Annotated in this window: 22 protein-coding genes and 1 pseudogene; 10 read left to right on the top strand and 13 right to left on the bottom strand. The window is 41.7% G+C overall.

Features of this window, described 5'->3' with window-relative positions; all coding sequences use genetic code 11:
* Window positions 1-54: 54 nt before the first annotated feature.
* From ISP07_RS14540 to hisG, 10 genes are all read right to left on the bottom strand, one after another.
* Complete coding sequence (locus ISP07_RS14540) at window positions 55-792, bottom strand: hypothetical protein (protein ID WP_209328023.1); 738 nt, start codon at window positions 790-792, stop codon at window positions 55-57.
* A 279-nt stretch (window positions 793-1,071) separates the two neighbouring features.
* Window positions 1,072-1,659, bottom strand: coding sequence for a hypothetical protein (locus ISP07_RS14535; protein ID WP_209328022.1), 588 nt, complete (start codon window positions 1,657-1,659; stop codon window positions 1,072-1,074).
* 311 nt (window positions 1,660-1,970) lie between these two features.
* On the bottom strand, window positions 1,971-2,585 hold the full coding sequence (gene hisIE / locus ISP07_RS14530; protein WP_054552013.1) for a bifunctional phosphoribosyl-AMP cyclohydrolase/phosphoribosyl-ATP diphosphatase HisIE: 615 nt from the start codon (window positions 2,583-2,585) through the stop codon (window positions 1,971-1,973).
* A complete protein-coding gene (gene hisF / locus ISP07_RS14525) occupies window positions 2,576-3,355 on the bottom strand; it encodes an imidazole glycerol phosphate synthase subunit HisF (RefSeq protein WP_054563887.1) in 780 nt (259 codons plus the stop codon). Before hisF ends, hisIE begins: the two co-directional genes overlap by 10 nt.
* Window positions 3,337-4,071: a 1-(5-phosphoribosyl)-5-[(5-phosphoribosylamino)methylideneamino] imidazole-4-carboxamide isomerase gene (locus tag ISP07_RS14520; protein ID WP_063707479.1), complete on the bottom strand. Its 735-nt coding sequence runs from the start codon at window positions 4,069-4,071 to the stop codon at window positions 3,337-3,339. Before ISP07_RS14520 ends, hisF begins: the two co-directional genes overlap by 19 nt.
* 27 nt (window positions 4,072-4,098) lie before the next feature.
* Window positions 4,099-4,689 carry an imidazole glycerol phosphate synthase subunit HisH gene (hisH, locus tag ISP07_RS14515; RefSeq protein ID WP_063707478.1) on the bottom strand — a complete coding sequence of 197 codons (591 nt, stop codon included), beginning with the start codon at window positions 4,687-4,689 and terminating at the stop codon, window positions 4,099-4,101.
* Entirely contained in the window at window positions 4,686-5,747 is a 1,062-nt protein-coding gene (hisB, locus tag ISP07_RS14510) for a bifunctional histidinol-phosphatase/imidazoleglycerol-phosphate dehydratase HisB (protein WP_209328021.1), read from the bottom strand. The genes hisH and hisB overlap by 4 nt, the downstream gene beginning before the upstream one ends.
* The gene (gene hisC, locus ISP07_RS14505) at window positions 5,744-6,841 is read right to left on the bottom strand and encodes a histidinol-phosphate transaminase (protein ID WP_228290628.1); all 1,098 of its coding nucleotides are present in this window, start codon (window positions 6,839-6,841) and stop codon (window positions 5,744-5,746) included. Before hisC ends, hisB begins: the two co-directional genes overlap by 4 nt.
* Window positions 6,831-8,132, bottom strand: a complete 1,302-nt coding sequence (gene hisD / locus ISP07_RS14500; RefSeq protein WP_209328020.1) for a histidinol dehydrogenase — start codon at window positions 8,130-8,132, stop codon at window positions 6,831-6,833. Before hisD ends, hisC begins: the two co-directional genes overlap by 11 nt.
* Window positions 8,133-8,138: 6 nt before the next feature.
* The gene (gene hisG, locus ISP07_RS14495; RefSeq protein ID WP_054552020.1) at window positions 8,139-9,038 is read right to left on the bottom strand and encodes an ATP phosphoribosyltransferase; all 900 of its coding nucleotides are present in this window, start codon (window positions 9,036-9,038) and stop codon (window positions 8,139-8,141) included.
* A 344-nt stretch (window positions 9,039-9,382) separates the two neighbouring features.
* Between hisG and ISP07_RS14490 the strand changes: the two genes are divergently transcribed.
* Both ISP07_RS14490 and ISP07_RS14485 read left to right on the top strand, forming a co-directional pair.
* On the top strand, window positions 9,383-9,616 hold the full coding sequence (locus ISP07_RS14490) for a hypothetical protein (RefSeq protein WP_054552021.1): 234 nt from the start codon (window positions 9,383-9,385) through the stop codon (window positions 9,614-9,616).
* A 90-nt stretch (window positions 9,617-9,706) separates the two neighbouring features.
* Window positions 9,707-10,672: a sensor domain-containing diguanylate cyclase gene (locus tag ISP07_RS14485; protein ID WP_209328019.1), complete on the top strand. Its 966-nt coding sequence runs from the start codon at window positions 9,707-9,709 to the stop codon at window positions 10,670-10,672.
* Window positions 10,673-10,699: 27 nt separating this feature from the next.
* Here the strand turns inward: ISP07_RS14485 and ISP07_RS14480 are convergent, their stop codons facing one another.
* Complete coding sequence (locus ISP07_RS14480; RefSeq protein ID WP_054552023.1) at window positions 10,700-11,983, bottom strand: cation:proton antiporter; 1,284 nt, start codon at window positions 11,981-11,983, stop codon at window positions 10,700-10,702.
* 225 nt (window positions 11,984-12,208) lie between these two features.
* Window positions 12,209-12,445: pseudogene (locus ISP07_RS14475) on the bottom strand (mechanosensitive ion channel family protein); the annotation flags it as partial.
* Window positions 12,446-12,831: 386 nt separating this feature from the next.
* Here ISP07_RS14475 and ISP07_RS14470 point away from each other — a divergent pair.
* The 5 genes from ISP07_RS14470 (at window position 12,832) to ISP07_RS14450 (ending at window position 20,083) form a co-directional block, all read left to right on the top strand.
* Window positions 12,832-15,027, top strand: a complete 2,196-nt coding sequence (locus ISP07_RS14470) for a M4 family metallopeptidase (RefSeq protein WP_209328018.1) — start codon at window positions 12,832-12,834, stop codon at window positions 15,025-15,027.
* A gap of 69 nt (window positions 15,028-15,096) precedes the next feature.
* The gene (locus ISP07_RS14465; RefSeq protein ID WP_209328017.1) at window positions 15,097-16,959 is read left to right on the top strand and encodes a M28 family metallopeptidase; all 1,863 of its coding nucleotides are present in this window, start codon (window positions 15,097-15,099) and stop codon (window positions 16,957-16,959) included.
* A gap of 104 nt (window positions 16,960-17,063) precedes the next feature.
* Window positions 17,064-18,980 (top strand): ATP-dependent DNA helicase, encoded by a 1,917-nt coding sequence (locus ISP07_RS14460; protein WP_054552025.1) that lies wholly within the window; start codon window positions 17,064-17,066, stop codon window positions 18,978-18,980.
* Window positions 18,981-18,990: 10 nt separating this feature from the next.
* Complete coding sequence (tsaB, locus tag ISP07_RS14455) at window positions 18,991-19,683, top strand: tRNA (adenosine(37)-N6)-threonylcarbamoyltransferase complex dimerization subunit type 1 TsaB (RefSeq protein ID WP_209328016.1); 693 nt, start codon at window positions 18,991-18,993, stop codon at window positions 19,681-19,683.
* A 76-nt stretch (window positions 19,684-19,759) separates the two neighbouring features.
* Window positions 19,760-20,083 carry a hypothetical protein gene (locus ISP07_RS14450; protein WP_062565644.1) on the top strand — a complete coding sequence of 108 codons (324 nt, stop codon included), beginning with the start codon at window positions 19,760-19,762 and terminating at the stop codon, window positions 20,081-20,083.
* A 103-nt stretch (window positions 20,084-20,186) separates the two neighbouring features.
* On the opposite strand, the gene ISP07_RS14445 is transcribed toward ISP07_RS14450, so the two are convergent.
* On the bottom strand, window positions 20,187-21,476 hold the full coding sequence (locus tag ISP07_RS14445) for an alkaline phosphatase (protein WP_209328015.1): 1,290 nt from the start codon (window positions 21,474-21,476) through the stop codon (window positions 20,187-20,189).
* A 110-nt stretch (window positions 21,477-21,586) separates the two neighbouring features.
* On the opposite strand from ISP07_RS14445, the gene ISP07_RS14440 reads away from it, so the two are divergent.
* From ISP07_RS14440 to rnd, 3 genes are all read left to right on the top strand, one after another.
* Complete coding sequence (locus ISP07_RS14440) at window positions 21,587-22,438, top strand: alpha/beta fold hydrolase (RefSeq protein WP_209328014.1); 852 nt, start codon at window positions 21,587-21,589, stop codon at window positions 22,436-22,438.
* 117 nt (window positions 22,439-22,555) lie between these two features.
* Window positions 22,556-24,217, top strand: a complete 1,662-nt coding sequence (gene fadD / locus ISP07_RS14435; RefSeq protein WP_054552030.1) for a long-chain-fatty-acid--CoA ligase FadD — start codon at window positions 22,556-22,558, stop codon at window positions 24,215-24,217.
* Window positions 24,218-24,265: 48 nt separating this feature from the next.
* Window positions 24,266-25,396, top strand: coding sequence for a ribonuclease D (rnd, locus tag ISP07_RS14430; protein ID WP_209328013.1), 1,131 nt, complete (start codon window positions 24,266-24,268; stop codon window positions 25,394-25,396).
* Window positions 25,397-25,411: the final 15 nt, after the last annotated feature.

Genomic DNA, 25,411 nt, shown 5'->3' with positions numbered 1-25,411 from the left:
AAATGCCCTCGTAAAGGAGGGCATTTTAGTTGCGTATATGGTAAAAGCGCAGGCTTACATTTTAGTTTTACCAGCAATGTTGGTCACTTTTACTGAGCCAGAACCATCACTTAGTAACTCAAAGTTTGCTGCAGTATCAACGCGAATGCTGCCTGAGCCATCTGAAACGACAACATCACCCGAAATATCATTTAAGTCGATACCACCAGAACCATCGTGTACTTCGATATTGCCTTGTGCGTTGGCAACATCAATATTACCTGAGCCGTCATGAATTTTAATATCACGGCTGATATTACGTGCCTCTATGCTACCCGAACCATCATTGATTTCTAATGTGCCTGTAATGTCATTTGCGTTAATTGAACCTGAACCATCGTTGATCACAGTATTCTCAACTTTGCTAATGATAATTTCACCAGAGCCATCATGTACATTTACATTAAATGAGCGAGGGATCGCAACGGTTAAATCAATGCGAGTTTGCTTATTGGTGTGGTAATCGCACTGGCCTGCACTAAGTGCTGCGTTATTGCCTTTAGCTTTAAGGTCTAAGCAGTATTCATCATGAGGCTTTTCTTGATAAATCTCGGCTTTAACGGTTACTTGATCACTGTCACTACCGGTAATGTGTAAAAAACCAGAGCCTGCTTCTACTTTTAAAGCGCTTAATGAGGCTGCATCTAGCGTTAGGTTTTTCGTTGCTTGTAGAGGCATATCACCCCAAGCAAATGTTTGTGCTGATAATAAGCTTGCGGCAATGAGTGAGAGTGTTTTTACTGTACTTAACATGGTTCTTCCCTTTCATATCTGTTGTGTTATTAGCTTAGTCGCAGGTGCTGATAAAAAAGGTTTAAAGGGTTTAAAAATTTTTTATAAAAATAATAGGCTGAACTTATGAATTCTAAGGTTAAGGCTAATAATTACAAAGTACTGCGATAAGTGGGATTAATAAATGTACCTGTATTTTCTATGTACGAAATAGAACATTTAATAAGACTAACATTCTGATATACACGATTAAGTAGAGCTTGAATCATCAAGCCCTACTAAAAAGGACAAATTTTTAGTTTAATAATTTATTTCTATTTGACCAACTGAAACAGTTCCTTGCTGCCAAGTTGTTCTACATGTCAATGAAAGAATAGAATTGTCTTGATAATTATTATCTAAACTTGTTGTGAAATTAACACTTTGTTTAGATGAGTTATTTAGATCAGATATGCTAATCCAATCAAAACCCTGTCCAGTCCCATATTTAAGCCATACTTCACTGTTGCCATCATTTACTTTTTTAATCTGTGAAATTGAGCAACCACCAAAAGAGTTATTTAAACCTTGAGTAGTACCGTGAACTGTTAGTTGGTATTGACCAATGTTATCGTTCAATGGAACTGCACAATTGAAGTAACGTGAAGTTCTTGAAAATGTTGGGTTGAAAATAAAGTATCCGTTAGCGGTTGCGCCAACATTTTCTAAAGAGACTTCTTTTAGTGCTGATAAATCGCCATTTGTAGCAATTAGCTCGTTTAAAGCTGAAGTTTTTTTCACAGTATCTTCACTACAATGCGCAGAGCCAGTAAAAGTAATTGTTTGTGAAAATGCTGATGTTGATGCTATCGCTAAAAGGGTAGCAATTGATAATGAAATTTTATTCATGATAAGAATCCTTCTTCTTTGTCCTTTTCAATTGAATTAGACCATAATTAGACTTACTAATCAAATACTGAAATTATATATATTGTTGAATTTATTGCATTTATTTCAAGTTGACCATCAATTCACGTTTTTACTGTTATTGCAATGGATTCTAAAATCACACTTTATGTGAGGAGGTGACCTTGCAGGACTTAAAGGCTTTAGTGAACATGACTTTACCCGTGATGTTTTAAAGCACAGGGTAGATAAGAGTGGATTTAAGAAACACTAAAAAAGATGCACCTAAAAAGGTGCATCTAACTGAACTTCAATTACTTATGGCGACCTTGTAAACAGCTCACCACATCAGCCAATGATAGGCCTTGGCGCTGTAATAACACGGTTAAGTGATACAGTAAGTCAGCCGATTCATTGGTTAATTCATCGTTATCATGTTTCATGGCTGCAAGGGCAACTTCAACGCCTTCCTCACCCACTTTTTGGCAACTACGGCTTAAGTCTTTTGCAAACAAAGACGCTGTGTAGCTTTTACTTGGATCATCGTCTTTACGCGAGACAATCACTTGTTCAAGCTCAGCTAAAAACGATAAGCTAGGTTTAGCATCATCGCCGAAGCAGCTTTGTGTACCAAGGTGGCATGTTGGCCCAAGCGGGTTTGCCAGTACTAATAGTGAGTCGTAATCGCAGTCGGTGTGTACAGAGACGACTTCAAGGTAGTTTTCTGATGTTTCGCCTTTGGTCCATAAACGCTCTTTAGAACGCGAGTAAAAGGTTACTTTTTGCTTGTCGAAAGTGGCAGCTAATGCATCTTGATTCATAAAGCCTTGCATTAAAATTACCCCAGAGCGTGCGTCTTGCACGATAGCTGGGATCAATTCGCTTTTGGCAAAGTCGACTTGAGAAAGAGTGTCTTTGGTTAATTGCATAGTCTTGCCGCTACATTATTATCAGTTAAAAATTGTTTTAGTTCGCCAATATCAATGACGTTCTTGTGGAATACGCTGGCAGCGAGCGCGCCATCAACTTGGCTTTGTTGAAATACATCAACAAAGTCCTGCATTGTACCTGCGCCGCCCGATGCAATTAGTGGAATATCACACAGTGCACGCATTTTTGATAACTGAACATTGTCGTAGCCTTTACGCACGCCGTCTTGGTTCATGCAATTGAGCACGATTTCACCAGCACCTAGGTCTTGCACGCGCTTAACCCATTCTTCGGTTTTATAGCGAGTACGGCTTGATGCATTTGGGTCGCCAGTCAGTTGGTACACTAAATATTCGCCAGTGGTTTCATCATAAAAGCTATCAATACCCACAACCACGCATTGTTTACCAAACTCATCGTGTAATTCTTTGATAAGCTCAGGGCGAGCAATTGCAGGGCTGTTAATACTGATTTTATCTGCACCACGTTCTAAAACACGTGCTGCATCAGCAACAGATTTAATGCCGCCTGCTACACAAAATGGAATATCAATGTGGCGTGCAATATTCTCTACCCAATTAACATCAAGTAGGCGTTTTTCGACGCTGGCACTGATTTCATAAAACACCAGTTCATCCGCACCGGCATCGCTGTAAGCTTTGGCAAGCGTTAAAATATCACCAACCACTTCATGACCTTTAAATTTAACACCTTTAACGACTTGGCCGTCTTTTACATCTAAACAAGGGATTATGCGTTTTGATAACATGCTAGCGCCTCCTCAACATTAAAGGCACCATCGAGTAATGATTTACCTAAGATAACACCGCCAACGCCCAGTTTTTTCAGCTTTGCAATATCATCAAGTGAGCTTACACCGCCTGATGCTTGAACTTTAATCTCGCTGTTGTGGTTGGTTAAATCTTCATAAAGTGCAAACGAAGGGCCGGTCATGGTGCCGTCTTTACTGATGTCAGTACACAGAAAATCAACCACGCCAAGTGCCACGTAAAAATCAACAAGTTCGAACAAACCAAACTCAGATTCACTTAACCAACCATGTGTTGCGGGTGCCCAGCCGTTGTCAGTTTTATTAACATCTAGTGCGATAACAAAGTGAGAGCTGCCAAATTTTTCAATCCACGCCTTTACTTGTTCGCGCTTTTCAACGGCCATTGAGCCGATCACGACTTGGTTAGCACCGGCTTCAAGCCAGTCAGCAACATCTTGCTCTGAGCGAATACCACCGCCCACTTGATAAGGAACATTAAGCGCTTTGGTTGCAGCTTGAATATGCTGCCACTGTTTTTTATTTGGATCGCGCGCGCCTTCTAAATCAACCAGGTGCAATTTACCTGCGCCGCTGTTTGCGTACTCTTGTAGGCGGGCGCCAAGTTCGTAAGGGTAAAATTGTGCGGTATCATACTTACCTTGGTATAAGCGCACAATTTGGTTTTGTAATACATCGAGTGCTGGAATAATCACGTTTATTTCTCTTATTTTTTGCTGCGCTTACAGCTGCCAATCTAAAAAGTTTTGTAAAAGTCGCGTGCCTACTTTGGCGCTTCGCTCTGGGTGGAACTGCATGCCTGCGTAGTTATCTTTAGCAACAATTGCTGAAAAAGCTTGCCCATATTCACCGCTAACTAGGGTGGCATCGTTCACTGTGTGAGCAAAGCTATGCACAAAGTACACTTGATCTTGCGCTGATAACCCTTTGGTAAGAGCATGCTCTTTTAACACGCTTAGGTCATTCCACCCCATGTGTGGTGAGGTTAATGTGCCCACTTCTAAGTGCTTAACAACACCTGGAATTTTGCCAAGGCAATCAACGTTGCCTTCTTCAGTGCTGTCGCAAAGTAATTGCATGCCTAAACAAATGCCCATCAACGGACGCTGATATTCATCAATTGCTTGCTGCCAACCACCGTCTTTTAAGCGTTTCATGGCAACAGAGGCATGGCCTACGCCTGGTAAAATAGCACGTTCAAAGCCTTTTAGTTGCTCAGGTGAGGTGATCACCTCAGGCGTTTTCCCTAAGCGCTCAAAGGCAAAACGAACTGAGTTAATGTTGGCACAACCGGTATTAATTATGGCAATCATAAACACCCCTTAGAGCTGGCAGTTTGTTGCGAGGCATCTTTTGCAATCGCAGCGCGAAGTGCTCTTGCAAACGCTTTAAAAAGGCCTTCAACTTGGTGATGACAGTTACCATCGCTAACCGACAAAATAAGGCTCATGGCGGCATTATCACTTAAGCTTTTAAAGAAGTGTTCAACCATTTGCACGTCTAAGTCGCCCACTTTTTCACGGCTAAAATCGGCATTTAATACAAACGAGGCGCGGCCTGATAAGTCAATTTGCGCTTCTGCTTTGCATTCATCCATAGGGAGTGCAAAACCATAGCGACCAATTTGCGTTTTTGTACCTAGCGCTTGTTTAATGGCAAGGCCAAGTGCAATGCCGATATCTTCAACTAGGTGATGCTCATCAATGTGTAAGTCGCCAGTGGCTTGAATATTAAGTCCGATATTGGCGTGTGTACGAATTTGGTCAAGCATGTGGTCGAAAAAGCCAAGGCCAGTGCTAATTTCGCCATTTTTTGTTTGGTCTAAATTAACTTGCACATCGATTTGCGTTTCTTTGGTATTGCGAGTGACACGGCCTTCACGGTTCGCGGTTGTCAGCTTAGTGACAATGGCATCCCAACTGCCATCATACAAAATGCCTTCGCAGCATAAGTTATTAGCAAGTCCAATATCAGTTTGGCGGTCGCCAATCACAAATGAGCGTGCTAAATCGACTTTACCTGAGCGCATCAGCTCAGTAAGTAAACCTGTTTTTGGTTTACGGCAGTCACAATTTTGCTCATCAAAGTGCGGGCAGATCAGAACGTCATCAAATTTAATCCCTTGACTATTTAAGATATCCATCATCTTGTCTTGAGCAATATCAAAATCAGCGGTCGGGAAGCTATCAGTGCCTAAACCATCTTGGTTTGAAACCATCACAAGGCGGTAACCTGCCGCTTGAAGTTGTAATAGAGCAGGGATCACATTCGGCAAGAACACTAATTTTTCTAGGCTATCAACCTGTTTGTCGGTGATTGGCTCTTCGATAATCGTGCCATCGCGGTCAATAAATAAATACGGGTTGCTCATGATAATTCCTGTTCTACTGTTTTACTGGTCAGTGATAAGCCATCTAACCAAATTTTTACTTGTTCTAGTTCTTGCTCGTTACCGATAGAAATTCGTAACCAATCATTTTCGCCATACAAGGTGAAGGCACGCATCACGAGTCCTTGCTCAAGTGCGATATTAAATGATTGTTTGTCTTTTAGTTTTAAGGTGACGAAGTTACCTTCACCGCTCAGTACTTTGATAACAGCAGGTGATTGCTCAAGCCAACTTTTTAGTTTGCTTTTTAAGCTATTTAGAATTGTCACCTGACGGCGCATTGAAGCGATGTTGTCGCTGCTTAATGCATCTGCGGCAATGCTCGCCACCACCGTTGATACAGGGTAAGGCGCAATCACTTTACGAATAGGCGCAAGTAGCTCGCTGTTGGCTAGCGTAAAGCCTGTTCTTAAACCCGCAAGTGCAAATGCTTTTGATAAGGTCCTTAGTACCACAAGGTTACTAAACTCGTTGATCAGGCTTGCCGCTGTTTGTTCAGGGCAAAATTCTATATAAGCTTCATCCACCACGACAATCGCTTTACCCGCAAGTTGCTGGGTGATTTTTCTGATTTTGTCTAGGCTTGTCATGCTGCCGGTAGGGTTATTTGGATTACAAATAAATACCAGCTTTGAATCAGCAACCGCAGTGACAATCTCATCAACCGTGCCTTTTAATAACAGCCCTTGAGTTAAACCGTAAATCGCAATGTTGTGGGTATCAGCAGTGACTTTGTACATACCGTAAGTTGGCAAAAAGAGTGCGATGCTATCTTTAGCAGGGCTACAAAAAGTGCGTACTAATAGCTCAATACCTTCGTCAGCGCCACGAGTCATCAGTACTTGCTCTGGCTCCAAATTAGCATAGCAAGCGTAACGAGTGATCACTTGCTGAGGCTGCGGATCAGGGTAGCGATTTAAATCCGTTAAATTGATATTTGGCGTACGTGAATACGGGCTTTCATTGGCATTTAACCACGTTGTGCCTGTCAGCTTTTCACTTTTCGCTGAACTATAGGCTGTTAGCGCTGCAATGTTGTCTGGCAACAGCGTTGTTATTTTTGAATTATCGCTCATTATTCATAGCCTCAAGACGAATTGAAACAGCATTAGCGTGAGCATCAAGCCCCTCTGCTGCAGCTAAAGGTAAAATTGCTTTAGATAATTCACGTAAGCCATTTTTACTGATGGTTTGCACTGTGTAAGTTCTAAAGAAGTCCAGTAAGTTTAAGCTCGAATAGGTCGCACTGTAACCATACGTTGGTAGTACGTGGTTCGTACCCGATGCATAGTCTCCGGCAGACTCCGGAGTGTAATCACCCACAAATACTGAACCGGCATTTTTCACTAAGCTTAAATAAGGCTGCGCATCAGCAAGCTGTAGAATAAGGTGCTCAGGACCATATTGCGCAGACACTGCAAATGCTTGATCAACCGAGTCGACTAATATCAAGCTTGAGTTAGCAAGGGCTTGCTCGGCAGTGTCTTTACGACTTAATTTTGCTAGCTGCTCTGTTAATGCTTGCTGTGTTTTTTCAATAATGCGTTCGCTGTTACACAGTAAAATAACCTGTGAATCTGCACCGTGCTCCGCTTGCGATAATAAATCTGCCGCAATAAACTCTGGATTTGCACGCTCATCAGCAATCACTAACACTTCAGAAGGGCCCGCTGGCATATCAATCGCCATACCCGGAATAGTTTGCGCAACAAGTTGTTTTGCCATGGTGACAAAGCTATTTCCCGGGCCAAAAATCTTGTTCACTTTAGGCACTGATTCTGTACCGTAAGCCATCGCTGCAATCGCACCCGCGCCGCCACTTTCTACAATGGTTTTAATACCACATAGTTTTGCCGCATATAAAATGGCAGGGTTGATAGTTTCATCGGCTTTCACAGGTGTAGTAAGCACAACGGTTTGTGCACCACTCAACTGTGCAAGCACCCCTTGCATAATTACTGACGATGGCAGTGGCGCACTACCACCTGGCACGTAAATACCTACCGCTTCAATGGCTTGATATTTAAGTTCACACAATACGCCAGGTTGCGTTGTTAACTTAATATCTTTAGGTAATTGTGCTTGGTGAAAGCGTTTTACATTGGCGTAGGCCGTTTCGATGGCGGCTTTTAACTCGTTTGATAATAACTGCTCAGCTTGGTTTATTTCTTCAACTGGCACTAATAAGCGAGGTGTTTCGCGCTTATCAAACTCTTTTGCCATCTTTAATAACGCTGCGTCACCTTGTGCTTTAACTGCATTTAAGATGTCGATGCAAATTGCTTCAACCTCTTTACTTGCGGTAACAGCAGGGCGGGTAAGTACCGCCTGCTGTGCTTGTTGATTTTCCTCATTCCAGCGAAACATGGATAATTACTCCATCATTTTTTCAATTGGCATAACAAGAATTGAGTTAGCGCCTAGTGCTTTTAACTGTTCCATTGTTTCCCAGAAAAGGGTTTCGCTGCTAACCATATGTAGCGCAACATAATCGTCGCTACCAGCAAGCGATAGTAAAGTTGGTTGACCTGTGCCAGGTAGTAAGTCGCATACTTCATCAAGCTTTGCTTTTGGTGCGTGTAGCATGATGTATTTACTTTCTTTTGCTTGGCGTACACCACGTAAACGCGGCATTAGCGTATTGATTAAATCAAGTTTGCTTTGATCAGTTAGATTCTTGTTTTGAATTAAACATGCGTTTGATTCTAAGATGGTATCGCCTTGCATTAAGCCGTTTGCTTCTAACGTTGCACCTGTAGATACTAAGTCACAAATTGCATCAGCTAAACCAGCACGCGGCGCAACTTCAACAGAGCCCGTTAACATAACTGTGCTTGCGTTAATACCTTCGCGTTTTAGGTATTGGCTTAAGATTTCTGGGTAGGTAGTGGCAATGCGTTTACCTTCGAACCAGCTTTTATCTTGTGGACCAAGTTCTTGCGGCCATGCAAGTGCAAGGCGACAGTAACCAAAATCAAGCTTAGAAAGTTTGTTTACTTCGAATTCCACACCTTGGCGTTCGCGTTCGGCTTGTACTTCAACAAGTACGTTTTCACCAACGATACCCAGATCACACACACCGTCCATTACTAGGCCCGGAATATCGTCATCGCGTACACGCAGTACATCAATTGGCATATTGGTGGAGTGTGCGATTAAACGTTGTTCACGAAGATTTAATTTCACACCAAGTTGCTTTAGCAACTCTTGGCAGTCTTTTGATAAGCGGCCGCCTTTTTGGATGGCGATTCGTAAACGGTTGGTATTGCTCATTATTCATTTTCCTTTAATTCAAAAACTAAAAAACCCGAGGGAACCTCAGGGCGAAAATAAATAATTTGGTTGATTGCTCGCCAGAGGTTCCTTTTAGGAATAACCTCTCAGCGAAAAACCTGACAGGCTATTCCGGTGAATGATGGTGATGATGGATAGTTGTCAGATTGAAGCGCATAATTTTTCCTGTATTGCACTCGTTTATGTAAACCAGTGCGTTAATCTGTTTAAATAAGTTACGTATATAGATAAACATGCTTTGCTAATCTTTGGCAAGCATTTTTTTGCGAAATTAAAGTATATGCTATAACCGCCGATAATAAATGGATAGATAGGAGGTACAAATGGATATCATGATCCCCTTTTTAGGTCGAATTACACGGCTACAGTTAGAAAGTAAAGGCGCATTTCACATTGCGGGCGTAAAAGATGCGAACGTGCAGCGAATTGAACTTGAAAAACGCCAAAAACGAGAAATAGAGCGACGAAAAAAAGCTGCTAAAAAAGATGATAAAAGCGGTAAAAATGCCATAGAAGAAGATGAAGAGGGTAATAAACACCTAGATACATGGGCATAGCAGAAATTTAAGAAATTGTTTGTATGCAATAGACCATTTTTTTCTGCTAGGGTTAAGAAATACATGTGATTTTGATCAAAAGGCAATCTAATGGAACGACCAGCAGTGCCGTTAAACGAGCAAGCTAGGCTTGAAGAGCTTCGTTCGTTGAATGTTTTAGACTCTCAAAGTGAGCCTGCCTTTGACCGAATCACTCGCCTTGCCCAACAATTTTTCTCTGTACCCATTTGTGTTATTAGCTTAATTGACGAGCATCGACAGTGGTTTAAGTCATGTGTGGGGTTAGATGTGACAGAGACTGCAAGAGACATTTCTTTTTGCGCCCATGCAATTTTATATAAAGACCCCTTAGTGGTTGAAAATGCCTTAAACGATAAACGTTTTGCAGATAACCCGCTGGTAATGGGTGACCCAAATATTCGTTTTTATGCAGGTTGCCCAATCACACTTAAATCAGGAAATAGAATTGGCACTTTGTGCCTTATTGATCACCAACCTCGCAGTTTTAACAATAAAGATACTAAAGTTTTAAAAGACTTTGCAGCAATTGTCGAGCGTGAGTTTGCGGTTATGCAATTAGCAACCACAGACGAGCTTACCTTATTACCCAATCGTCGGGGTTTTATTAGCACAGCTGAACATTACCTTGATTTATGCATTCGCCAGCATTTAAAAGCAAAATTGGTATTTATAGATTTAGATAACTTTAAAGCAATTAACGACCAGTTCGGTCATGCTGCAGGCGATCGGTTGCTAAAAGATTTTGCAAGGTTGCTGGAAAGCTGCTGTCGCAAAGCGGATTTATATGCGCGGTTGAGCGGTGATGAGTTTGTAATTTTGTTTACAGATTTAAATACCAGTGATTGCGAGGCTATAATGCAGCGTTTATTTTTGTCATTCAGTCACTTACCTAATAGTTTTAATAACCAGGTTGAACTTAGCTTTTCCTATGGCATTGCCGATTTTTCAGATCAGCAGCCTTGCTCGCTGACTAAATTACTTGCTGTTGCAGACGCACGAATGTATGCCGATAAAGCACAAAAAAAGGCTCGATAATCGAGCCTTTAAAGTAAAAATCAGTGCTTAATTTTTCGCTTCTGCTGATTGAATACTGCTTTGGATCAACGGCGATATTGTCAAACCTTGTACGATAATCGAAAAGATCACCACCACATAAGTGACAATAACAATCAAGTCATGTAAATCAGAGCCTGCGATCATTACTTGATCGCGTGGGATGGCAGCTGCCATTGCAAGCGCTAAACCACCCCGTAAGCCACCCCAAGTGAGTATTTTCACTGAGTGCTTATCGTACTGGCGATACTTTTTAAAAAATACAAATGGCGTGCCTACACTTAAAAAACGAGCCAGCAACACCACAGGCACCATGAGTAAACCTAAGCCAATTTCTTCAAGAGTAATAGGCATGGTGACAATTAGCATTCCGATGATCAAAAACAGCAAGGCATTTAAAAAGCTATCTGTGGCATGCCAAAAGTCTTTCACGTAGCGAGTATCTTCAGGCCCGGTACGCTCTGTTGCTTTTGAACGAGTAATATTGCCAAGTAAGATACCACTGGTGACCATAGCAAGGGCACCTGAGATTTCCCAAATATTTGCTGCTGCAAAGCCGGCTGTTGGAATGGTCAGGGTTAGTAGCAAACGAATGTTCACATCGCGGCTATTAATAATTAAAAAATGCCCGACTAACGCAATCACCAGACCAAACACGATACCGCCAATTGCATCAACTAAAAACAATTCTGCAACGTCAGTAAAGGTGGCTTCGGTGCCATAAAAGGCCACTGAAAATATCGTTGTGAAAATCACCAAACCAATACCATCATTAAACAAAGACTCACCTTCAACTTGCACAGAAATACCTTCTGGGGCTCGCATTTGTTTAATAATGGCTAACACTGCAATCGGGTCGGTTGGGCTGATTAAAGCACCAAACAATAAACAGTAAATAAACGGCACGGGCCAGCCAACAAAAGCAAACAAATAATAGCTCAAGTAACCAACAATGACCGTTGAGGTTATGGTTGAAAATAACACTAATGCGGTAATTTCCCACCGTTGCTTTCGAAGGGCTGCTAAGTTGATTTCTAGCGCACCCGCGAACAGCAAAAAGCCGAGCATCCCTTTTAATAGCAACTGATTAAAGTTGATACTGGAGACAACTTGAGTCATTTCGAGGGCGGTGGTATCACCAAGCATTTTAACGGCAAGTATAAGAAGTAGAGAAATAACAACAGAACCTGTTGTTATAGCAATTGTAGTTTGCATTTTGAGGATGAATTGGTTAGCAAAAGCAATAAAAATAGCTAATGCTGAAAGAAAACAAATGAGGTACCAAGCATTCATTGTTTGACCTTAAATATTTGTATAACAAGACGCAGAAAGCAGTCACTTTCTGGCCGCATATAGTACGCCTCTAAAATAGGTATGTCACAGTGTTTATGCGATTTTTATGACATTTTAGAGTAAAAATTCAAGATGCTGATTGCATATGTATAATCGCTGTTAATAATGTCTCAAAAGAGACAAAAAAAACCTGATGAATGTGCAATTATGATAACTTCAGTTAGGTCAATCAGCCTGTTTAAAGTGGGCTGATTCTTGGCTGGTATTTATAGCTCTGATTGGGTAAGGGATCACAATTCCTTCTTTTGCGTAACGTTGATGTAATGCTTTGATAAACGCAGATTTTACCCAAAAGCGGTTAAAGTACTCTTTTGCTCTTAACATCACCGTAAAATTGATGCTTGATTGGTCAAAAGTATGAAAGACCACAAAGGTCTCGTAATCGTCGATGCCCCATTCATGCTTAGTCCTTAAATTCTAGGTACTTAGTATTGCTGCAAATTATGTACCCAGGCTTTTTGTGGATATTTAAGCCTTTAGCTTTGAACCACAAATAATGAAATGAGCAATATTAAATACAAATAAAAGGTACAAATGTATACCAAACGTTATTATTTTGTATCAATAATTTTACACTTTCACTTTATTTGTTAACAATTAATAAACTTTAATTTTCTTATCCTACTGTTAATTATAGGGTTTTAGTTTAGAGTTAATACTTTATTTGTAAATTTTTTGTTTCATTTTCAATTTCGTTCCAATCAATCTAGGCTGGTCACTAATCGGGAACAGTGCAGTCCGGTTACTAGGAAAATATTAAATACATAACAATCTAACGGAGCGTAAACGTGAATTTATCTAAAATCACACTAGCAACTCTTGCTGCTTTTGCTTTGACTCAAGCAACAAGTGCAGTAGCTGCGAACAAGAAATACCTAAACGAACAAACAGGGATTAACCAAGCTTTGCAAACCAATGCATCATCTGTATTGAGTGCAAATCCAAATCAGTTAGTTGGTTTAGGTGCAGGGAATGATTTAGTTGTATTAAAAGAAATCAAAACCAGTAACGGCAACACCACGCGCCGTTATCAGCAGATGTATCAAGGTCTACCTGTCATCGGCGATACGGTTAGCCTTACATTTGATGGTAATGGCCAGTTAAAGCGCGCACATGGTGCAGCGGTGTATGACATTGCCGCCGACATCGACTCAGTGTCTCCGGCACTTAACAAGAAAAAAGCAATGGCGAAGGGTCTTGCTAACTCACCCGCTGCAATTAAATCAGTTGGGTTAAAAAAGCATAATGAAAAATCCCGCTTAGCTATTTGGCTAGATGAAGACAGCGTTGCACACCTAGTGTATGAAGTATCTTATGTGACGTATGGCGATAACCCATCTCGTCCGTATCAAATTATTGATGCAAACAGCGGTGAAGTTTTATTTAGCTTCGATAACTTACAACATGCCAGTGCAACGGGCCCAGGCGGTAACTTAAAAACCGGTAAATACATTTACGGTACTGATTTTGATAGCCTAGATGTTACTCAGTCAGGCAGCACTTGTACGATGAATAACGCTAACGTAAGAACCATTAATTTAAATGGTGGTACAAGTGGTTCGTCAGCGTATTCGTTTACATGCCCAGAAAATACCTTTAAAGAAATAAACGGTGCGTACTCGCCATTAAATGATGCACATTATTTTGGTAACGTTATTTTCAATATGTATAGCGACTGGTTAGGTACCGCGCCTTTAACCTTCCAGCTAAAAATGCGTGTTCATTATGGTAATAACTACGAAAATGCGTTTTGGGATGGTAGTGCTATGACTTTTGGTGATGGTCAAAATACGTTTTATCCACTGGTTAGCCTTGATGTATCGGCCCATGAAGTGAGCCATGGTTTTACCGAACAAAATTCAGGGCTTATTTATTCTGGTAAATCAGGTGGTTTGAACGAAGCTTTCTCTGATATGGCAGGTGAAGCAGCTGAGTTTTACATGAAAGGCTCAAATGACTGGTTAGTGGGTCAGGAAATCTTTAAAGGTAACGGTGCATTACGTTACATGAATAACCCTACCCAAGATGGCAGCTCGATTGACCATCAAAACAATTATTACTCTGGTATGGATGTACATTACAGCTCAGGTGTATTCAACAAGGCATTTTATAACCTTGCAACCACACCAGGTTGGGATACGCAAAAGGCGTTTGTTGTGATGGCGCGCGCTAACCAACTTTACTGGACTGCCAGCACAAACTGGGATTTAGCAGGTAACGGCGTGATGGATGCGGCGTGTGATTTAAGCTATGACCCAGCAGATGTTCAAGCGGCACTTGCTGCGGTTGGTGTGACTTCGAGCTTGAGTGCGGGTAGTAGCTGTGGAACAACTGAGCCACCTCCAGGCGGTGATGAAGAACTAACCAATGGTGTGCCACGTACAGGGATCAGTGGTGCTGCTAAAGATCAAATGTTCTTTACTCTTGAAGTGCCAGCAGACGCTACGAACTTGCAATTCAATACAACTGGTGGAAGTGGTGATGCAGACCTTTACGTTATGTACGGCGCAAAACCAACACTGAGCAACTTTGATTGTAAAAGCACTTCATCTAGCAGTACAGAAAGCTGCGCTATTAGTAACGTACAAGCAGGTACTTACTACGTAATGGTTGAAGCGTGGAATCAAATTTCTGGTGTATCACTTACAGGTAGCTTTGATTCGGGCAGCGGTGGTGGTGTAACACCAATTAACCGCACTGAGTCTAACTTAAGTGTTGGCACAAATAGCTGGACTCGTTTCACGCAAGACCTAGATGCTGGTTATTCATCTCTTGATGTGACTATTTCTGGTGGCTCTGGTGATGCTGACTTGTATGTGAACTTTGGCTCGCAATCGACAACATCTAGCTATGATTGCCGTCCTTATAAAAATGGCAATAGTGAAACCTGCACATTTACAAACCCACAAGCGGGTACTTGGTATATCGACCTTCGCGGCTATCGCGCTGCAAGTGGTGTAACACTCACCATTTCGGCTAACTAGCCACCCTTTTAGGGAGCTTCGGCTCCCTTTTTTATTTTCATTAAAATACACATCATAAAAGGATTGATTATGACAACCCGCCTAACACAGTGCTTAGTAGGCTTTGCAACACTGTCACTGAGCCAACTAAGTTATGCAGCGCAAGACGAAACAATTTGGGTCACTATTGATGCCCTTGCTGCAGAGCACTTTCAACAAGATACCGTGAGTAAACGTAAACTAAACAGCAATTTTGCGATGCAAAAATCAGTTTTGAATCAAGTTAATTTTATGCGCGTTAACAAGCAGGATATCGCTGGTTTAAGTGAGTTTATGCACGATAACTATCATCGCTGCGGTGGTTTTGTAGCCCATGACTCATTAGCAGATGCAGAGCTCTATACTCAGCAATTAAATGCGGTTTCACAGACTGCGATGAATGCGAGCCTAGTAAACTACAGTATTGATAATGCCGCGACAGTTAACGCGCTAATATCATCGATTGATAGTAGCGAACTGAGCGATACGGTTAATAGCATGATGAACTTTCATAACCGATATTATGCCGTGCAAAGTGGTGTTGATGCAGCTGATTGGTTAAAGAGCCATTGGCAGCAAATAGCCAGTAGCCGCAGTGATATAAGCGTTGAGTATTTTAACCATAGTTTTTCGCAATCATCAGTTATTGTGACCATTCCTGGTGCAGAAAAAGCAGATGAAATCGTCGTTATTGGTGGTCATTTAGACTCAATCAATCAGTCTAATCCAAGTAATGGTCGTGCTCCTGGTGCAGATGATAATGCCTCTGGTATTGCAGTGCTCACACAAACCCTCAAAGCAATTGTGGAAAATAACTACCAACCTCAGCGAACCATTCAAATTATGGGGTTTGCCGCTGAAGAAGTGGGTCTTAGGGGCTCAAAAGATATTGCTCAGAGTTATAAAACTCAGGGTAAGAATGTTGTAGGTATGGTGCAGTTTGATATGACTGGCAATAACGGCAGCAGCACAGATATTGTGATGATGACCGATTACACAAACTCTTCTCAAAATCAGTATTTATCGCAGTTGCTCGATGCTTACCAGCCCACAGTGAGCTATGGCTTTGATCAATGTGGTTATGGCTGCTCAGATCATGCCTCTTGGTATCAACAAGGGTTTGCCGCCTCAATGCCATTTGAATCAACAATGAGTGATATTAACCCATTGATCCACACATCAAATGATGCTCAATTTGATGCGGCTCACGCGAGTAAATTTGCAAAATTGGCAGTGAGCTATGTTGCTGAAATGGCAAAGAACGCTGGTGATGTGGTAACTGAGCCGACTAATCAGCTTGAAAATGGCGTAGCTAAAACAGGTTTGTCGGGCGCAGCAAAAGATCAGTTATTCTTTACACTTGATGTACCCGCAATGAGCAGTAACCTTGAGTTTGTAACTGAGGGCGGCTCGGGCGATGCCGATTTATACGTTAAATTTGGCAGTAAACCAACTTTACAAGACTTTGATTGTAAAAGCACAACCTCTACAAGTAATGAAAACTGTGTGATGTCGTCAGTTCAAACTGGCACGTATCATGTCATGGTTGAAGCGTGGAATGAGATTTCGAATGTGTCACTCACGGGAAGTTATAGCACCTCAGGTGGCGGCGAAAACGTTGACCGAACTGAGACAAACGTGAGTGTCGCTACCGGTAGTTGGCAGCGCTTTACTCAACAAATACCGGCAGGCCTTAGTAATTTAACGGTGACTATATCTGGCGGTAGTGGCGATGCAGATTTGTATGTTAACTATGGCTCAGCGTCAACAAGTTCAAATTATCTATGTCGGCCCTACAAAAATGGTAACGAAGAAAGTTGTCAATTTGATAACCCACAAAGTGGAACTTGGTACATAGATTTACAGGGTTACCGAGCTGCATCGGGCGTTACATTAACGATTCAAGGACAATGATTTAAACGCAATCATACTTTTAACCATGAGGAAGCCTTGCTTCCTCATTTAGTCTTGCCCTTGGCAAGTCAGTTACGTAAAATCTGCCCATCACTTTTAATCTATTGGCGAAGTTTATCAAACAACTTTTCAGTGCCACTGGCCCCCTTGCACTTTCTCTTGATGGATATACTCCTCGGCAGCCACAAATTGACATGGCTGTTGCAGTTGATGATGCCTTAAAAAAACGTCACCAATTAGTGGTTGAGGCGGGCACAGGCACGGGTAAAACCTATGCTTACTTAGCGCCTGCGTTAAAATCAAAAGGCAAAACCATCATCTCTACGGGTTCAAAAGCACTACAAGAGCAGTTGTTTCACCGTGATTTACCCAATTTAGTCAAAGCACTGAGCGCTACTAAAAAAGTTGCCCTTTTAAAAGGCCGCGCGAATTATTTGTGTACGTATCGTTTAAGTCAGCATGTTGCGCATGTGCCAACTGATGATCCTGATGTAATGCATCAACTTGCGATGGTAGCAAAGTTTGCAAGTGAAACCCGTTCCGGCGATTTGGCAGATTGTATCGGCATAGAAGAAGACGCCAAGGTACTGCCTTATGTTAGCTCAACCGCTGATAACTGTTTGGGTAAAGAGTGCCCCGATTTTCAAGACTGTTATATTCGCAAAGCCCGCTTAAATGCCATGGAAGCCGATGTAGTGGTGATCAACCATCATTTGTTTTTTGCTGATATGGCTGTGAAAGACACAGGTTTCGCTGAATTAATGCCCACGGCAGACGCCTACATTTTTGATGAGGCGCATCAGCTCAGTGAAATTGCCAGTGACTATTTTGGTGAAAGTGTTAGCACTAAAAAGCTGGTGGATTTAATTAATGACTTACGTGCGATATACCGTGCAGATATCCCAGATATGCTGCAATTAGGTAAAACCCTCAACAAGTTAGAAACCAGCGTGGCAGATTTACGCTTGCAGTTTGGGCTTGATGGTAGCCGTGGTGATTGGCGTGAAAAGCTGGCTGATAAAGAGATTTGTGCAGCACTGCACCGGGTCATTAGCGACCTCGACTTTTTATACCAAGTATTAAAGTTATGCTTAGACCGTAGCGAAAAAATAGAGCATCCGTTTGAGCGCACACTGGCCTTTAAAGGTCAGTTAGAGCGGGTATTTGATACCGCACAAACGGGTTATAGTTATTGGTACGAAACCACTCGCCGATACCTAACGGTAAACATTACACCGCTTAATGTATCGGCTAAATTTGCACAGATGATGAAAGACACAGGAGCAGGTTTTGTGTTTACATCGGCGACTTTATCGGTCGATAACGACTTAGCGCACTTTAACGCTAGTCTTGGCTTAAAGCCAACGCAAAGCATGATTGTTGAAAGTCCGTTTGATTATCAACAACAAGCATTACTTTGTTTGCCGCGCTACTTACCTGAGTCTCATGCGAATAATATGCCCCATGCAATTATCAAGCTGACCCTTGAGTTGATTAAATCAGCAAAAGGTCGCTGCTTTGTGCTGTTTACTAGCTATCGTATGATGCACTTAGTGGCGGAAGGTTTAACCACGCAGATGGATTATCCGGTTTATATGCAAGGGCAAATGTCTAAACGCATTATCCTTGAGAAGTTTACCCGTCACGGTAATGCCGTTTTACTCGGCACAGCCTCATTTTGGGAAGGCGTAGATGTTAGAGGCAGCACATTAAGTTGTGTTATCATTGATAAATTGCCGTTTGCCGCACCTGATGACCCATTATTGCAAGCAAAAATGCAAGATTGCCAGTTACAAGGCAAAGACCCATTTGCGCATATTCAATTACCTCAAGCGGTCATTGCATTAAAGCAGGGGGTAGGGCGACTTATTCGCGATAGTAAAGATAAAGGTGTGTTGGTTATTTGCGATAACCGCCTAGTAACACGCCATTACGGCCAAGTATTTTTAAAAAGTTTGCCACCCATGCGCCGCACGCGCGACTTAGCAATGGCAAACGCGTTTTTAGAACAGATCAATTAGAGTAACTTAGATGATTAAACACAATATTCTTGCCTTAGATGCATCAACTGAAGCTTTATCGCTGGTGCTACATTATCAAGGGCAAACATTTCATCATTTTGAAGAGTGCCCTCAGCAGCACAGCCAAAAGATTTTGCCTTTAATTGATGAGTTACTCGCAAAGGCGCAATGTAAACTAACCGATTTAGATGTAATTGGTTTTGGCCAAGGGCCGGGTAGCTTTACGGGCGTGCGTATCAGTGTTGCGATTGCACAAGGTTTAGCTTATGCCGCACGCTTACCTTTGGTTGGCGTATCAACATTGCAGATGATGGCACAACAAGCGTTTGAACAAGACCAAGCCAGCGATGTGTTTTCTGCCATTGATGCACGTATGGGTGAGATTTATTACGCTCATTATAAAGCTGATGACAATGGCTTAATGACGCTTGTTGATGAAGAGCAAGTCATTAAACCTGAGTTGCTAACGCTACCTGAAATGGCTGCAACAGCGGTGGGTACGGGTTGGCAGAACTATCCTGCACTTGTTACAGAACTAGCAAATGTAAGTTTAAATGAAAACATTTTACTACCTGATGCGAGGTACATGCTGGCCTCGGTTGCAACGGCTTTTGCTAACGGTGAAACGGTGACTGCAGCTAATGCGCAGCCTAAATATGTTCGTGATACAGTGACTTGGAAAAAGCTACCAGGCCGAGAGTAACTGAAAGAATAACGGGACTTGCGTGCCCGTCAGTTATGGCACATAATTTAGTCATGTTTGATGTGGAATTACGAGTTTGACTTTACCTATTGGCTCAGGCTTTTATACCGGTGACATTCCCGGTCAATATAGCCGTAAAAATACCGTTACTGATAAGCCTAAAGCGATATCAGATCAAACGGCTGAGCAAAAATCGTCAACAGAGTATGTTAAATCAAGCCCTCAAGCTGTTGCTATTGCCGATGAATTTAAAGCTGAGTCGCAAAGCTATCAGCAAACAATTTATGACAAACCAAGCAACCCAAAAACCAGTCGCGCGATTTCAACCTATACGGAATTTGCTAACTTAGAGCGCCGCGCCGAAGTGCAAAGCCTTATTGGCGTTGATGTATATGCATAAGCTAACTGGTATGATTAATAAAAGCTAAAACTGAATTCACAAAAAAGCCTAAACAATATGTTTAGGCTTTTTTATGATTGAATAGTATTTCTAAGCAATAAAATTACTGCTTAATAAAATCTATCAGCTTGTCGGCAATCGCAGTATTGTTTTGCGAACCGTAGAAATCTTCTGCACGTTTACCATAGGCAAATACTTGTACATCAATAGCGGTGTGGCCACCAGTAGTCCACCCCGTGAAGCTGGCATGATTGATGATATCTTTTACAGCAAGTAGCAGTGCTTTATCACCCATTTTCTTAGCTTCGCTTAGCTTGATGCTGTTTGCATCAGTGAATTCGATATCAGAATACTTTTGCCATACTGCTTTTAAGTCATCGCTTTCAAGTAGATCTTTTGTGATAGTGCCAGCAGTTGCTTTAACACCTTTAACAACGTCAGTTTCCCACTTATATTGACCATGCGCACCCAGTGTTAAGCCACCTGTTGAGTGATCGGCAGTGATAACAAGTAGGGTATCTGGGTTTTTATCTACATACGCCTTTGCTTGTTCAATCGATTTAGCAAAGTCATCCATTTCGCCCATTGCACATGCGATGTCGTTTGCATGACCACACCAGTCAATTTGGCTGCCTTCGATCATCACAAAGAACCCTTTGTCGTTTTGACCATCCAGTAAATCAAGCGCTTTAGTTGTCATTTGCGTAAGACGCGTTGGATTTTCGTCAAGCGCAAACGGTAAACCCACTTCAGCGAATAAACCAAGTGCTGGAACCTGTTTTAAGTCACTCATTGCTGCAAAGTCATCACTGTACTGATAACCTGCTGCTTTAAACTCTTCAACTAGGTTACGGTCTTCACGAACGTAATATTTCGTGCCGCCACCTAGCATTAAATCAACCGGTAATTTACCTGCGATTTTGTTATCGATATAGTCGTTAGCAATCTCGTCGTAGTTACGGCGTGATTCGTTATGTGAAGCAAAGCTTGCTGGTGTGGCGTGGTTAATTTGCGAAGTAGCTACGAGAGCTGTTGTCATACCGCGCTCTTTGGCAACTTCAAGCATAGTTTTTACTGGTTTTTTATCAGTATCAACGGCAATTGCGCCATTATAACTTTTATGACCACTGCTTAGTGCTGTTGCACCTGCAGCGCTGTCTGTTACATAGGTATGATCGTCAGGGTAGGTATGAGCCATACCACGTAAAATTGTATCGAAAACAGTTGGGTCAACTACTTTAGTATTTGGATCATCTTTAAAGTAACGATATGCAGTTGTATACGCCGGGCCCATACCATCACCAATCATATAAATGATGTTTTTTGGTGCTGATTCAGCCATTACTGAGCCTGCTGAGCATAATAATGCTAAAAGACTTAATTTTAATTTCATTGATGTAACCTTATTATTGTGCCCTTATTTATACTGCGAAGATTATTGTATACTAGCCAGACGATAAATAAACGCCTTTAAGTTGAAACGCTTAATAAATAGGAGCAATTGTGCAACCTTTTTCTTTTCAAACTGGCACTCAGGCAATGCATGGCCTAACCTTTGGTCATGGCGAAGAGGTTGTGATTGCCTTACATGGTTGGCTTGATAACGCACATAGTTACATACCTATGTTACAAAATGCGAAGCTAAATCAGCGTTGGTATTGTCTTGATTTTCCTGGTCATGGTTTATCTGATTGGCGAAGTAGTGACGCCCATTATTACTTTATTGACTACGTTGATGATGTATATAAGTTTATTGGGTCACTTGAGGTAACGAAAGTGCATTTAGTTGGCCATTCAATGGGCGCTATGGTTGCTGGGGTTTTTGCTAGTTGTTTTCCTGAAAAGGTAGCATCGGTAAACTTTATTGAGGGAGTTGGTTGCGTTACAACCAACAGCAATGAAGTGAGCGGCCAACTTCGCAAGGCAATATTAAATAGAGCGCGGGTAAACAATAAAGGGCCACGTGCATTTGACTCAAAAGCGCACATTATTAGTGCAAGGCTTGCAAGTGGTGACCTTGAATACCCACAAGCTGAGTTATTAATGACACGAAATAGCTACGAAAAAGCAGGCAAGTGGTACTTAACAACCGATCCAAAGCTTAAAAATCACTCAGGATTTCGCTTTGATGAAGCACAATGTATTGCAACCATTAAACAAATTAACGCGCCATGTCAGCTTATTTTAGGCGATGAGGGGTTTCCTTTTGTAAAGCAAAACTTAGAAGCATATGGTAAATATTACAAAGAGTTAAAAATTCATAAGATACCTGGTGGTCACCATTGCCATATGCAATTTCCTGCATTAACCTTAGAACACGTTCATGCATTTATTGGGCAGTATAAAGCAAGTTAATTGTATAATTGCACCAAATGTGGGATTATCTGCACCATTAGAGTATTTACTCCATTGAGAAACGGCCTTAGTTAGCTTAAGGTTATTAAAAAATATAATTATAAACAGGAGCTAAGAGTGGAAAAAATCTGGCTTAAACGCTACCCAGAAGGTATGCCTGAAACAATCGACCCTGAGCATTATCACTCGCTACTCGACTTGTTTGAAAAAAGTTTTGCTGACTTTAGTGACCTTCCAGCTTTTACCAACATGGGTAAAGAGTTGACCTATCGTGAGTTAGACAGTGCTACAAAACGTGTTGCGTCGTACATTCAAAATGATCTTGGTCTTAAAAAAGGCGATAAAGTAGCGGTTATGATGCCGAACTTACTACAAACGCCTGTAACTATCTTAGGTATTCTTCGTGCAGGCTGTGTAGTGGTGAATGTAAACCCACTTTATACCGTGCGTGAATTAGAGCATCAGTTAAATGACTCAGAGTCTTCAGCAATTTTTATTCTTGCAAACTTTGCCGATACTCTAGAGAAAGCATTACCAAAAACTAACGTCAAGCACATCGTGGTTACTCAAGTGGGTGACATGGTCGGCGGCCTTAAAAAGCACATCGTTAATTTTGTGGTGAAGCACGTTAAGAAAATGGTGCCTAGCTACTCATTGCCAAATGTGATCAAATTTGCAGATGCGCTTGCTGGTGATGAAGCGGGTTACAAAAAACCTGAAGTTGATTTAAACGACTTAGCATTTTTGCAATACACAGGCGGTACAACGGGTGTATCTAAAGGTGCAATGCTATCGCATGGCAACATGGTTGGTAACCTTGAGCAAGTATCAGGTTGTCTAGACAAAGTATTAGAGCGCGGAAAAGAAGTGGTTATCACAGCACTGCCGCTTTATCACATCTTTGCACTCACAGCGAACTGCCTAACATTTATGAAATACGGTGGTTTAAACGTACTTATCACAAACCCTCGTGATATGCCGGGCTTTGTTAAAGAGCTAGCACAGCACAAATTTACGGCGGTAACGGGTGTAAATACGCTATTTAACGGTTTACTAAATACCCCAGGTTTTGCTGAACTTGATTTCTCAAGCTTAAAAATGTCACTTGGTGGTGGTATGGCGGTACAGCGTCCAGTTGCTGAAAAATGGCAAGCTGTAACGAAGACCAAATTAATGGAAGGTTATGGCTTAACTGAATGTGCGCCACTTGTAACTGTTAGCCCTTACGACCTTGAAGGTTATAACGGTTCAATCGGTTTACCTGCTCCTAGCACTGATATTAAGCTTATGCTTGAAAATGGTGAAGAAGCAGCGAAAGGTGAGCCGGGCGAGCTTTGGGTTAAAGGCCCACAAGTTATGCAAGGTTATTATAACCGCCCAGATGCAACAGCAGAATGCTTAAAAGATGGCTGGTTTGCAACAGGTGACATTGCTACTTACGATGATGAAGGCTTCTTCTACATTGTTGATCGTAAGAAAGACATGATTATCGTATCTGGCTTCAACGTGTTCCCTAATGAGATCGAAGAAGTAGTCGCTATGCACGATGGCGTGCTTGAAGTAGCAGCTATCGGTATTCCTCACGAGGTCAGTGGCGAACAAGTTAAAGTTTTTGTTGTGAAAAAAGATCAATCTTTAACTGAAAAAGATATAATAAAGCACTGTCGTGATAATTTAACGAACTATAAGGTGCCTAAACTCGTTGAGTTTAGAGATGAACTACCAAAAACAAACGTTGGTAAGATTCTAAGAAGAGCCTTAAAGGACGAAGAAAAATAATTAAAGCCGGCATTAGCCGGCTTTTTTATGGTAAAGAAAGGGGTATAAGTGCAATATCAACTGATCGAAACGCAAAATCAATTAAATGATTTTGTAGAAAAAATAACAGGAAAACCGGTACTGGCAATTGATACCGAGTTTATGCGTCGTCGTACGCTTTACCCTGAAGTTGCACTTATTCAAGTATACGATGGTGAGCATTTAGCGTTAATCGATCCTCTGGCTGAGCTGTCGCTTTTTGATTTTTGGCAAGTACTTAAAAATCCTGAGGTGTTAAAGGTACTACATTCACCGTCAGAAGATATTGAAGTGTTTCAAAAATACGCTGGCTTTGTACCAACACCACTGTTTGATACCCAGTTTGCACTACAAATACTAGGCCATGGTAACTGCATGGGCTTTGCGCACATGGTTAAAGAGTTACTTGATATCGAAATTGATAAAAGTGAATCGCGCACTAACTGGTTACAGCGCCCGCTAACAGAAAAGCAGCTAGATTATGCCGCTGCCGATACGTATCACTTATTGCCTTGTTTTGAAATTATTAAAAACCAAATTGATGAAGCTGGCTTTTTTGACATTGTGATCAGCGAAAGTGAGTTGGTCGCGCAAAAGCGTGCTTATCAAACACCTGCAGAGCAGCTTTATAAAGACATTAAAAATGCTTGGCAATTACGACCGCACGACTTAGCGGTATTACGCGAACTTGCCGCATGGCGCCGTGAAAAGGCTGAGCGCAAAAACCTCGCGCTCAACTTTGTGGTTAAAGAGCACAACATGGTTGAAATTGCTAAGCGCAAGCCTGCAAGTTTAAATGCGTTACGCAGAGTGCCAGGTGTTGAGCCAATGGAAGTTAACCGTTCGGGCGTTGAAATTTTAAAATGTATTGAACGTGGTAAAGCCGTTCCTGCAAGCGAACAACCTGCACAATTAAAACGATTAATTGATTTTCCGGCATATAAAAAAGCCGCAAAAGATATTAAACAAAAAATCACTAAAGCTGCAAAAGAGCGGGGCATTCCTGAAGATGTATTGGCCTCTAAAAAACAGATTAACCAGCTGATCAGCTGGAATTGGAAGCTCGATGCCGATGAACGTAAAGCAGCATCAAAGCCAGATCTATTCAACTCATGGCGCTATGAGTATGTGAAAGACGTACTTAAAGAGTGGCAAAACTAATAAAAGCCCTTTATT

Source organism: Pseudoalteromonas sp. PA2MD11 (genome assembly GCF_017808125.1).
Lineage (GTDB): Bacteria > Pseudomonadota > Gammaproteobacteria > Enterobacterales > Alteromonadaceae > Pseudoalteromonas > Pseudoalteromonas simplex.
This window is presented reverse-complemented; position numbering and strand designations above follow the sequence as displayed.

Coding starts and splice junctions, on each gene's coding strand:
- hisG (WP_054552020.1), bottom strand. CDS start 9,038: ATGAGCAATACCAACCGTTTACGAATCGCCATCCAAAAAGGCGGCCGC.
- ISP07_RS14445 (WP_209328015.1), bottom strand. CDS start 21,476: ATGAAATTAAAATTAAGTCTTTTAGCATTATTATGCTCAGCAGGCTCA.
- hisIE (WP_054552013.1), bottom strand. CDS start 2,585: ATGCAATTAACCAAAGACACTCTTTCTCAAGTCGACTTTGCCAAAAGC.
- ISP07_RS14540 (WP_209328023.1), bottom strand. CDS start 792: ATGTTAAGTACAGTAAAAACACTCTCACTCATTGCCGCAAGCTTATTA.
- ISP07_RS14485 (WP_209328019.1), top strand. CDS start 9,707: ATGGAACGACCAGCAGTGCCGTTAAACGAGCAAGCTAGGCTTGAAGAG.
- tsaB (WP_209328016.1), top strand. CDS start 18,991: ATGATTAAACACAATATTCTTGCCTTAGATGCATCAACTGAAGCTTTA.
- hisC (WP_228290628.1), bottom strand. CDS start 6,841: ATGAGCGATAATTCAAAAATAACAACGCTGTTGCCAGACAACATTGCA.
- ISP07_RS14480 (WP_054552023.1), bottom strand. CDS start 11,983: ATGAATGCTTGGTACCTCATTTGTTTTCTTTCAGCATTAGCTATTTTT.
- ISP07_RS14490 (WP_054552021.1), top strand. CDS start 9,383: ATGGATATCATGATCCCCTTTTTAGGTCGAATTACACGGCTACAGTTA.
- hisH (WP_063707478.1), bottom strand. CDS start 4,689: ATGATTGCCATAATTAATACCGGTTGTGCCAACATTAACTCAGTTCGT.
- ISP07_RS14465 (WP_209328017.1), top strand. CDS start 15,097: ATGACAACCCGCCTAACACAGTGCTTAGTAGGCTTTGCAACACTGTCA.
- hisD (WP_209328020.1), bottom strand. CDS start 8,132: ATGTTTCGCTGGAATGAGGAAAATCAACAAGCACAGCAGGCGGTACTT.
- hisF (WP_054563887.1), bottom strand. CDS start 3,355: ATGTTATCAAAACGCATAATCCCTTGTTTAGATGTAAAAGACGGCCAA.
- hisB (WP_209328021.1), bottom strand. CDS start 5,747: ATGAGCAACCCGTATTTATTTATTGACCGCGATGGCACGATTATCGAA.
- ISP07_RS14535 (WP_209328022.1), bottom strand. CDS start 1,659: ATGAATAAAATTTCATTATCAATTGCTACCCTTTTAGCGATAGCATCA.